This is a genomic window from Algoriphagus sp., assembly GCF_024642405.1.
Classification (GTDB): Bacteria; Bacteroidota; Bacteroidia; order Cytophagales; family Cyclobacteriaceae; genus Algoriphagus.
Window position 1 is genome coordinate 1 of the sequence record NZ_JAHEBC010000126.1, and the last position, 10,442, is coordinate 10,442.

9 protein-coding genes and 1 pseudogene are annotated in these 10,442 nt (G+C 37.4%); 4 read left to right on the plus strand and 6 right to left on the minus strand.

Features of this window, described 5'->3' with window-relative positions:
* Both Q0L68_RS11000 and Q0L68_RS11005 read left to right on the plus strand, forming a co-directional pair.
* Nucleotides 1-193 (plus strand): annotated as a pseudogene (locus Q0L68_RS11000) (sugar phosphate isomerase/epimerase); the annotation flags it as partial.
* Nucleotides 194-218: 25 nt separating this feature from the next.
* Nucleotides 219-1,010 carry a glucose 1-dehydrogenase gene (locus Q0L68_RS11005; RefSeq protein WP_296702899.1) on the plus strand — a complete coding sequence of 264 codons (792 nt, stop codon included), beginning with the start codon at nt 219-221 and terminating at the stop codon, nt 1,008-1,010.
* Nucleotide 1,011: 1 nt separating this feature from the next.
* On the opposite strand, the gene Q0L68_RS11010 is transcribed toward Q0L68_RS11005, so the two are convergent.
* The 4 genes from Q0L68_RS11010 to Q0L68_RS11025 form a co-directional block, all read right to left on the minus strand.
* Complete coding sequence (locus Q0L68_RS11010) at nt 1,012-1,545, minus strand: dihydrofolate reductase family protein (protein WP_296702902.1); 534 nt, start codon at nt 1,543-1,545, stop codon at nt 1,012-1,014.
* A gap of 68 nt (nt 1,546-1,613) precedes the next feature.
* The gene (locus Q0L68_RS11015; protein ID WP_296702905.1) at nt 1,614-2,267 is read right to left on the minus strand and encodes an SGNH/GDSL hydrolase family protein; all 654 of its coding nucleotides are present in this window, start codon (nt 2,265-2,267) and stop codon (nt 1,614-1,616) included.
* A 29-nt stretch (nt 2,268-2,296) separates the two neighbouring features.
* Nucleotides 2,297-3,985 carry a DUF2207 domain-containing protein gene (locus Q0L68_RS11020; RefSeq protein ID WP_296702907.1) on the minus strand — a complete coding sequence of 563 codons (1,689 nt, stop codon included), beginning with the start codon at nt 3,983-3,985 and terminating at the stop codon, nt 2,297-2,299.
* A 55-nt stretch (nt 3,986-4,040) separates the two neighbouring features.
* On the minus strand, nt 4,041-4,604 hold the full coding sequence (locus tag Q0L68_RS11025; RefSeq protein ID WP_296702909.1) for a LemA family protein: 564 nt from the start codon (nt 4,602-4,604) through the stop codon (nt 4,041-4,043).
* 392 nt (nt 4,605-4,996) lie between these two features.
* On the opposite strand from Q0L68_RS11025, the gene katG reads away from it, so the two are divergent.
* A complete protein-coding gene (katG, locus tag Q0L68_RS11030; protein ID WP_296702912.1) occupies nt 4,997-7,249 on the plus strand; it encodes a catalase/peroxidase HPI in 2,253 nt (750 codons plus the stop codon).
* A 58-nt stretch (nt 7,250-7,307) separates the two neighbouring features.
* Here the strand turns inward: katG and Q0L68_RS11035 are convergent, their stop codons facing one another.
* Both Q0L68_RS11035 and Q0L68_RS11040 read right to left on the minus strand, forming a co-directional pair.
* Complete coding sequence (locus Q0L68_RS11035; protein ID WP_296702915.1) at nt 7,308-8,096, minus strand: polysaccharide deacetylase family protein; 789 nt, start codon at nt 8,094-8,096, stop codon at nt 7,308-7,310.
* Nucleotides 8,097-8,128: 32 nt separating this feature from the next.
* Nucleotides 8,129-9,460, minus strand: coding sequence for a GntP family permease (locus Q0L68_RS11040; protein WP_296702918.1), 1,332 nt, complete (start codon nt 9,458-9,460; stop codon nt 8,129-8,131).
* A gap of 232 nt (nt 9,461-9,692) precedes the next feature.
* Between Q0L68_RS11040 and Q0L68_RS11045 the strand changes: the two genes are divergently transcribed.
* Nucleotides 9,693-10,442 (plus strand): glycoside hydrolase family 20 zincin-like fold domain-containing protein (locus Q0L68_RS11045; RefSeq protein ID WP_296702920.1); only part of this gene is annotated, 750 nt, incomplete at its 3' end.

The window sequence follows — 10,442 nt, forward strand, 5'->3', positions numbered from 1 at the left end:
AGCATATTGGGGAACATTTCCAGATTCCTCAGCATTGGAGCTAGCCAAAATATTGAAAATGGTAAAAGAAAGTACTTATGGAAGCGGTCTTCCGGAAGTTTCTAACTTGACTCCTGAAGAACGTCTTGCCTTCGAAGAAAAAAATGTGATTGCCTGTCTGGATTTCAGCGAAAAGAGATTGGGATTAGGTTAAAAAATGAATAATTAATCAGAATATCATGAGCAATAGTATTAGTGAATTACCAGGAATAAAACTTTTTGACCTGTCAGGAAAGTCTGCTATCATCACCGGAGGATCAAAAGGTCTGGGGCAGGCGATGGCTGCTGGACTTGCAAGTGCAGGTGCCAATGTTATGTTGGTAAGCAGAAATTTGGATGAAGGTGAAAAAGCAGCTGAAGAAATTGCTGAATCTTTTGGTGTGAAAGCAATCGCTTTCCAAGCGGATGTAGTGAAAGAAGATCAGACTATAGCTATGGCGAAAGCTGCGATGGATGCATTTGGAAGAATTGACATTTTGATCAACTCAGCAGGAATCAATATCCGTGGTGCAATTGATGAATTGACTTTGGAGGAATTTCAAAAAGTAATGGATATTAACGTAACCGGAACTTGGTTGTGTTGCCGGGCAGTCACGCCGTATATGAAGGCTTCTAAAAGTGGTAGCATTATAAACTTGGCAAGTACGCTCGGATTAGTTGGTTTGTCTAATCGAACTCCCTATACTTCCAGTAAAGGTGCAGTGGTACAAATGACACGTGCTTTAGGTTTAGAGTTTGCTCCTTTCAATATCAATGTGAATGCGATTTGTCCCGGACCATTTTTAACGGAGATGAATGAACCCATTGCCAATACTGAGGAAGGTAAAAAGTTTATCGTTGGAGCAACAGCCTTGGGGAGATGGGGAGAATTGAAAGAAATCCAGGGAGCGGCAATTTTCCTTTCTTCGGATGCCAGTAATTACATGGTTGGATCTATGGTTACTGTTGATGGAGGTTGGACAGCTAGGTAAGTTATCTGACTCTGACAAAATGATTTTGAACCACCTTATCAAAAAATAGGGTGGTTTTTACACATTTAAACACTAATTGTTCATGGAGATTAGCAAAGAGCGGGATACCCTCTCCCAATAATACCGGGATGATTGTGATAATCATTTCATCTATCAGATCCTCCTTCAAAAAACTTTGGATGGTTTTTCCGCCATCGATATAGAGATTAGTAAATCCTTGTTCATGAATTTGAGAAAGAATTTCAGTTAAGGTCCCCTTTACAAAAAATGCTTTTCCTTGGTATTTTTCAGGAATTTCAATAAGAGAATTGCTCAAAACAAATACTGGTTTTTGGTAAGGCCAATCTCCATCAAAAGCACAGACTGTTTCAAAAGTATTTCTCCCCATTAGTAGGGCATCTATCTTTGCTGTGAATTCATGATACCCAGTATCCACTTGATCAATTTCTGGAAATGTGGATAGCCAGTCGAGATTATCATTCTTCCCCGCAATTAACCCGTCCAGACTGGTAGCAATAAAGACGCTATTTTTCATTATTCTTTAAGTTATTCAAAGTAAACTTTTTGCCATCCAATGATCAATTAGTTTCATAGCCACTTTGATTATTGAAGCTCTTTTTTCAGGAATTTATAGACAAGATCGCCTAATTGCTCATATCCTTCAGGAGAATAGTGTACGTCGTCGTCTCCGATTCCATAGTTTTTATGAATGGATTTAGAGGGTTTGAAAAGATCATAAATAATAACCCCGTGTTTTTCCATGACGATTTTAGCAACCCGATTATATTTTTTTGGATCCTTTTTAAATCTCCCCGCTTCATTTTCAGGAACATAAGAAGTGTTGACAAAGATTAATTTGGCATTAGATAGCTTTTGCATTTTTATAACCAAGGAATCCAAGTTTGCTTGATATTCTTCCAAAGAAAAAGTAAGGGTCCCATTTACTTTATCTCTATTTCCATACACTTTGGAATCAGGATGCCGGTAGCATAAATCCCATAAACCCCAATTGAATTGAATAATGTCCCAATCTTCATTTCCAATCCATTCTTCAATTTTTTCAAGGCCTGTCCCTGTATGCTGCGCATTTCCTGGATTATGTTTTACAACTGCTTGATCACCAAATTTCTCTTCAACAAATGGAGTATAACCGATGGAGATAGAATCTCCGATAATCAGGATTTTTGGTTTTTCCGGAGTCCAAATACCTATTAAATAGGTAATAATTAGAACGTTGATCAGGAGAATTTTTATCAAAATAGAAGATTTTAATTAATAGGATATACCTACCAGCTACCGCCACCGCCGCCACCAAACCCTCCACCGGATGATCCTCCACCTGAACTCCCCGAACTGGATGGAGAGCTTACCATAGTGGATTGTGCTGAACTAATGGTGCTAGAGAAGGATTGGGAAAAATGATTCATCGTGATCATTCTTCCTGAAGTGGAAGTATACCAAGTAGGGGGTGGAATATGTAATGCATCGAATTTTTTTGCCCATTTGTCAAATAGCCCAAAGGCAAGGGCATAACTCATGGTACTTTCAAAATAAGTTGGATCATCTTTTAAAAGCATTTTCAATTTGTTCTCCTCTGCCACTTTGATAAAAGATTTAAAGCCTTTCAATTCTGTAAGGATTTGGTTTCCTTCTTTGTTCTTTTTGATCATGAACTGACTCATAATCAAAAGGAAAACACAAGTAAAAACTGAAGAAATCGCAGCTAATATCCCCCAAGTGAAAAGAAGTATGGGAGTTAGAACGAATAATAAAAGAATCAGGGCACCTATCGTCCAGTTTTTAATTTTACGTGATTTATTCACATAATAAATCTGCGCATCTTTTTTTAGGGCTTCCCTTGCTTTGCCCATGGTAGTGTAAAATTTATCTTTCAGACTACTGATCAATACTTCATCATGGGTTCCATATTTTGAAAAAAGACCTAGAAACAATTGTTTCTGGTATTCAGGAGCATCCTCTTCAATAGTGTTTTGTTTGATGAGTTTAATATCATCTTTTGCAAACCATCCTTTTTTATCGATCTCTTCAATTTTGAGATATCCTTTTGAAGCCCAATAAGGGATAAGTGAAATCAAATCCACATTATCACCAGAGTCATCGATGAGAAAACCAACCATCGCAGGATCCATGCCTTTTGGAGGATAATAGCTCGTGGTGGTTGTTACCCGATCATCTTTTCCATGTTTCTTCCAAACTCTATAGAAACCGATATAAACAATCCCCAATACAAATAACCAGCCGTAATTCGACCAAAAAGGCCAAAAGGGTTTGATTTCTTTTATACTATTAGCAGGAAACTTAAGAAGAACGGTGACACTTTCTCCTGAATAGGAAATAAAATCATCCAGACTTTTTCCAGAATAAATTCCATTTGAAAAGTCCGAAACAAAATCTTTGCTTGTTTCTGTATTCCCTAAGGCACCGGAGTAAATGAAATAATCTCCCTGTACTAAATTAATATTCTCAGGAACCCTAATTTTGAATTCAATATTCTGAAAACCCGGATCCCAATTCATGGGTTTCAAATTCCAATAAAATTGGATTTGGTCTTCTTCATGGATAAATGCATTATGGACTCGATACCTGATTTCATATTGCTGCTGACCTTCTATTGTAAAATCAGAATCACCTATTTTTATCTGTGCATTTCCGCTCAGCCTCTGCTCAAATTTTGAACTCTTTTCAAACTTGTAATTTGGTACCTCTATGTTGGTAATTTCAATTTCCCTTTTTTCAACTATGCCCTCTGCAGTTTGAAAATCATATTTAGTCTGAATATCTCTGTAAATCCCATGCTTTGGGACTTCAAAAAAGAGGTCATATTTTTCAATGACATCGAAAAAACCTTCTTTGGATAGGGTGATATCAACAGAATAGGAATTGACAGTAAACCCTTGGCCAAAAAGGTTAAAATTGATTGCGATAAGGAAAAATAGAAAAATTACCTTTTTCAAAATATTGAAGTTCAAATGTTTACTGAAGGTCAGGTGCAAAAAAGAATTCAGATTGCTATTTTGAGAAATCTACTTTGACATTTTCTCTGCTTTCAGGCTCGGCCTCAAAATATTCAAAGTGCTGATAGCTAAACATACCCGCAAACATAACCCCGGGAAAGCTTTCTCCATAGGTATTGTTTTCCCGAACTGTTCCGTTGAAATATCTCCTAGCTCTTTCTAGGTTTTCTTCAATTTCATTGAGCTTATCCTGAAGTTGAAGGAAATTTGTGTTAGCCTTTAAATCAGGATAGGCTTCGCTAAGTGCAAAAATACTCCTCAATGTTTTTTGTAATTCGTTCTCAGCTTTGATTTGTTGATTGATATCTCCTGTTGGTACTGCCATGGCAGCATTCCTGGCTTGGATAACTTTTTCTAATGTTTCCTGCTCATGGGCTGCATAGCCTTTAACAGTTTCTACCAAATTTGGTATCAAGTCATATCGTCTTTTTAAGGCCACGTCAATATTGCTCCATGCGTCTTTTACAGTATTTTTATTTTTAACGAAACGATTAAAAATATTTACTAGGAAAAACCCAAGAGCCAGAACAATTGCTAGAATAATGAGTAGAGTTGACATATGTTGATAGTTAGTGAAAGACTATTTGAAAAAAACAGTCAACTTAATTGAAGATGAAAATAATTTGACCAGCTGAAAATACTTTTTTTTATTAAGAAATCCATGTATTTGAGTCATAGAATGCTAATTGCTAATGACATTCATCATGATAGGTTCGGCTTTGAAATTTCCGTTTTAAGAGAAAATTTAAAAGTTAAACAAGAAGAATGACTTTTGTCAGTTTGGCTTTGAAATCACCTGCCTTTTCAGCCTTTTTTCCCTAAATTACTGATTCTTAGAAAGAAATTGAATGCAGGTAAGACTCATAGTTTTTATCTATGGAATTTTATATTTAATAAATTATATTTTTGATATCTTCACGTTAGAAAAGTTAAACTAAAACCCTAATATATATGGATAACCCTCATAATCATTCTTCATCAAACGGAAATAGTTACGGCGTAAACGACAAAGCAGGAAAATGTCCTTTTACAGGTGGTACTATGGCACAAGTTGCTGGAGGAGGAATGCGAAATAGAGATTGGTGGCCAAATCAATTAAAGCTTAATATCCTTCGTCAGCATTCTTCTTTATCAAATCCGATGGAAGGATCTTTCGATTATGCTAAAGAATTCAAATCACTTGATTTGAATGAAGTGAAGAAGGATATCTTCGAATTGATGGAAACTTCTCAAGATTGGTGGCCTGCAGATTTTGGTCACTATGGTCCATTCTTTATCAGAATGGCATGGCACAGTGCGGGAACTTATAGAATTCAAGACGGCAGAGGAGGAGGAGGTTCCGGTACTCAAAGGTTTGCTCCTTTGAATAGCTGGCCAGATAATGCAAACTTGGATAAAGCGAGATTATTGCTTTGGCCGATCAAACAGAAATATGGTAAGAAGCTCTCATGGGCAGATTTAATGATCTTAACAGGAAATTGCGCTCTTGAATCTATGGGCTTAAAGACATTTGGATTTGGTGGAGGTCGTGAGGATGTATGGGAACCAGAAGAGGATGTTTACTGGGGATCAGAAGGTCAGTGGATGGGCGATGAAGATCGTTATAGTGGTGACCGCGTTCTGGAAAATCCATTAGGAGCTACCCACATGGGTTTGATTTATGTGAATCCAGAAGGACCAAAAGGCCAGCCGGATCCAGTTGGAGCTGCAAGAGATATTCGTGAGACTTTTGGCCGAATGGCTATGAATGATTACGAAACTGTTGCTTTGATTGCAGGTGGTCATACATTCGGAAAAACTCATGGTGCCGCTGACCCTACCAAATATGTTGGAGCAGAGCCCGCAGGTGCAACCATCGAAGAAATGGGAATGGGATGGAAAAATACTTTTGGTAAAGGAAATGCTGAAGACACCATTACAAGTGGTATTGAGGTAACTTGGACTACTACCCCAACTAAATGGAGTAATAATTATTTCGAGAATCTATTTGGATATGATTGGGAATTGACAAAAAGTCCGGGAGGGGCATACCAATGGACTCCAAAAGGAGGGGCTGGTGCAGGAACTGTTCCTGATGCTTTTGATCCATCTAAGAAACATGCACCAGCAATGTTGACAACTGACATTGCTTTGAAAATGGATCCCGAATACGAGAAAATTTCAAGACATTTCTACGAAAACCCTGAGGAATTCGCAGATGCTTTTGCAAGAGCTTGGTTCAAATTGACACATAGAGATATGGGACCAGTTAGTAGATATTTGGGTCCAGAGGTTCCAAGTGAAGAGTTGATTTGGCAAGATCCTATTCCTGCTGTGAATCACAAATTAGTGGATGAAGCAGATGTTAAAAATTTGAAAGCTAAAATTCTTGCTTCTGGTCTTTCTGTTTCTGAATTGGTATCTACCGCTTGGGCTTCAGCTTCTACATTTAGAGGATCAGACAAAAGAGGTGGTGCAAACGGAGCAAGAGTAAGATTGGCTCCTCAGAAAAATTGGGAAGTAAATAATCCAGCTCAATTGTCTAAGGTTCTTGAAGTTTTGGAAGGTATCCAAACTGCATTCAATGCTGATCAAAATGGTGGTAAGCAGATTTCCGTTGCCGATATTATTGTGCTAGCAGGTTGCGCTGCGGTTGAGAAAGCAGCAAAAGATGCAGGATATGACGTGAAAGTTCCATTTACTCCAGGAAGAGGGGATGCTTCTCAAGAGCAAACTGATGTTGAATCTTTTGAAGCACTTGAGCCAGCAGCGGATGGTTTCAGAAATTATTATGCTCCAAAACACAAAGCTTCTGCAGAAGAAATGTTGGTCGATAAAGCTCAACTAATGACTTTATCTGCTCCAGAAATGACTGTTTTACTTGGTGGAATGAGAGTATTGAACACTAACTTTAATGGTGCGAAACATGGTGTATTTACAGATAAACCAGGAGTTTTAACAAATGATTACTTTGTAAATCTTCTAGATCTTAATACTACTTGGAATGGTACCACGGATGCACAAAATGTATTTGTAGGAAGTGATAGAAAAACCGGTGAACCAAAATGGTCAGGTACAAGAGTTGATTTGATCTTTGGTTCAAACTCCGAGCTAAGAGCTATTGCGGAAGTTTATGGATGCGCTGATTCAAGTGAAAAATTTGTAAATGACTTTGTAGCTGCTTGGGATAAAGTAATGAACCTTGACAGATTTGATTTGAAATAATAAAATCTAGTTATTAAGAATAGAATATAAAAGGTGATCTGAATTCAGGTCACCTTTTTTAATTACTAAGTTTCTTAGAAAAGTCTGGAGATATGGTTTTTAAAGCATTATTAAAATCCACATATTCCCCTAGCTCCAGCATTGAAATAACTTTATATTTTTTCATTTTAAGGTACTCTAAATACTCTTTGAAAAGCGATGGTGGAGTATTCACCCAAGGATGTTCCATATCAGGAACCCCATGGATTGTAAGAACTACAATATTCCCATCTTTTGCTTTTTCAAAAGCTTCAAAAATTTCATCCTTGTTTGACTCATCAGTCGCCCAGCTTGGGATCAAATAGGGATGGTCAGTCATTGGATCATAGGCTCTGCTTCCTCCAACTCTTGCTGTTTTGTAATTCAATTCCTTTAAAAATTCCAAAGCTTGGGCATTTAAACCATATCCTGGATAGGCGAAGTTCTTAGTTTTTGGGATTCCCAGCGAATCACATTTATCTTCAATGTAACCAAGCTGTGAATTGAATTCTTTTTGAGTCAGTTTGCTGACATTGGCATGTGTATGGGTATGATTCGCGACTTCAAATCCCATCTTATTTAATGCTTGAATCTGCCTCCAATTCATATAAAGAGTGCTGTCTTTGGAATTTGGAGGAAATTCACAAACATAAAATGTCGCTCCAAAACCAAATTCTTTTAGCAAGGGTGCCACGACAGAATAGTGACTTGCCGGTGCATCATCAAAAGTTAGAACTACCAGTTTATCAGGGATTGGGTGCTTTAAAATTTGAGATATTCCAATTTGAAGAATTGAGAAAGTATATAAAAAGAGAAATAGTTTCTTCATGTTACTTTACTGGAATTTATCAATACATCTTCTTAATTCAGAAAGATAGTGATAAGGTAAATCACGCTGATTGCAGTAATTGACATAATGAATGTACCCAAGCTATGTGATTTATTCCCTTGCTTGATGGATAGTCCTGAAAGCTGAGTCACTGCCCAGAAGAAACTGTCATTCGCATGCGAAACTGCCATTGCACCAGCTCCGGTAGCCAAGACAGCAAACACTCTCATTGTATCAGAATCAAGTCCTAAAGTGGCCAAAAGAGGAGCGATAATGGATGCTGTTGTGATCATTGCAACAGTTGAAGAACCCTGAGCAGTTTTTAAAGAAAAGGCGATCAAGAATGGAAGAAAAATCCCCCAACTTGCCCCACTCAAGCTAGAGCTTACCAAATCCCCAATTCCAGAATTTTGAAGCATTTTTCCAAATACTCCTCCAGCCCCCGTGATTAAAATGACAGGTGCAGCTATCAAAATTGCTTCACCTATCCATCCGCTGGCACTAAGTAATTTTTTATCAAATTTTGGTGGCAAAGAAAAAGAAAGAAAGGCTCCTAAAAGCAAAGCGATAACTGGGCTTCCTAAAAACAAAATTACTTGGGTAAAACTATTATCTCCAAAAGGTTGTGTTGGGTATTTGGCAATAGAAGCCAAAACAATTAAAACCAAAGGAATTATAATAGGAAGAAATGATTTTAGAGGAGTCGGAGATTTTTTTACCTCTTTTTCTGGGTCTTCGACTGCAAATTTAGGTTCTAAAGGAATTTTAGAAACGAAGTTTTTAACGAAAATATAGCTTGGAATCAAGGTAATTAAACTGACAATTAATCCCCAGAAAATAACCATCCCTAAATCTGCGTCATAAATACCTGCTGTAGCAATTGGGCCTGGGGTAGGAGGGACAAGTGAATGAGATGCTGTGGCTCCAAGCGCTAAAGCAATGGTCGTTGCGGCATAAGGCACTTTCCCTTTCAGAGAAAGTGATTTGCTGATGGGATTCATCATGATAAAAGTGCTATCTCCAAAAACCGGAATCGAAAGAATATATCCACTAAACATCATGGCAGAAGTGACTCTTTTTTCTCCAATCCACGAGAGTATTTTTTGAGCAATCACTAAAGCGCCTCCCGTTTTTTCTAGAAATGTACCGATCATGACTCCCAACAAAATTAGGAGTCCGATACTTCCTAAAACTCCTCCAAAACCATCTGATACCGATTTTAAAATAAGTTCGGTGGACATTCCTGAAAGCAGGCCATAAAATATTGCTCCTACGAAAAGTGCCAGAAATGGATGGATGTCGAATTTGACAATAGCGACCATGATGAAAGCAAGGGCCACTAGAATAATTATGAGGGTAAGCATGTAGATACTGGGTTAATTTTGGGTTGATGGTATTAATTACCTCAGGTTTAATCTAAAAATTAAAGAAAAATGCCCAATAAAAAAGACCAATCATGTATTTAGTTCTTTAGCGGCAAGGATTAACCAAATTATCACAGTCTTTTCTATTGATCAAACGACTCGTAGGAATAATTTTTTCTATTTTCGAGTAAATTTATTTTTGGTTTTTTGATTAACGACAATAAGACTCAATATGAAAAACTGTTCTCTTTTTATTCTGGTATTTTCAATTCTTGCATTTACAGCATGTAATCCAAAACTGAACGAGGAGGCAAACTTTCAATTGCTACCTCTCCCAAAGCAGATTTCTTGGAATGGTTCTTCCGGAATTAATCCGGCATCTCTTGAACCTGCTTTGCAAAAAGCAAAACAAGAATTCACCTCTGGAGATAAGTTAGAAGGATTTAAAGATTCGGGATTACAATTGGAATTAGTTTCTGATTTGAATCTTAAAAATCAAGGGTATGAACTTTCTATTTCAGGAAATCAAATATTAATTAAATCAAATACCGAAGAAGGCCTTTGGTATGGTTTAATGACACTAGATCAGATAACCCAAGATGCACTCGATCAAAATGCATATTTGCCTTTTACCGAAATTAAAGATGAACCTGCTTTGGCCTATAGAGCGGTACACTTGGATGTCAAGCATCATTTGGAAAAAAAAGAATATTACTATGAGTTGATGGATCGATTGGCTGCTATGAAAATTAATGCGATCATCATTGAAATCGAAGATAAATTGGATTACCAGCTTCAGCCAAAAGTAGGGGCTCCAGATGCTTATTCTATTGCGGATTGGAAAGCAATTTCAGACTACGCAATGGCAAGAAATATTCGAATTTCACCATTAGTGCAAGGACTTGGACATGCATCTTTTATCCTAAAACATCCAGAATACATTCCTATCAGGGATGATCCGGAAAGTGATTGGGCTTTTAAT

What these genes read in the sequence shown, in the direction of transcription:
- Q0L68_RS11005 (WP_296702899.1), top strand. Translation starts at nt 219, where the DNA reads ATGAGCAATAGTATTAGTGAATTACCAGGAATAAAACTTTTTGACCTG.
- Q0L68_RS11010 (WP_296702902.1), bottom strand. Translation starts at nt 1,545, where the DNA reads ATGAAAAATAGCGTCTTTATTGCTACCAGTCTGGACGGGTTAATTGCG.
- Q0L68_RS11025 (WP_296702909.1), bottom strand. Translation starts at nt 4,604, where the DNA reads ATGTCAACTCTACTCATTATTCTAGCAATTGTTCTGGCTCTTGGGTTT.
- katG (WP_296702912.1), top strand. Translation starts at nt 4,997, where the DNA reads ATGGATAACCCTCATAATCATTCTTCATCAAACGGAAATAGTTACGGC.
- Q0L68_RS11035 (WP_296702915.1), bottom strand. Translation starts at nt 8,096, where the DNA reads ATGAAGAAACTATTTCTCTTTTTATATACTTTCTCAATTCTTCAAATT.
- Q0L68_RS11040 (WP_296702918.1), bottom strand. Translation starts at nt 9,460, where the DNA reads ATGCTTACCCTCATAATTATTCTAGTGGCCCTTGCTTTCATCATGGTC.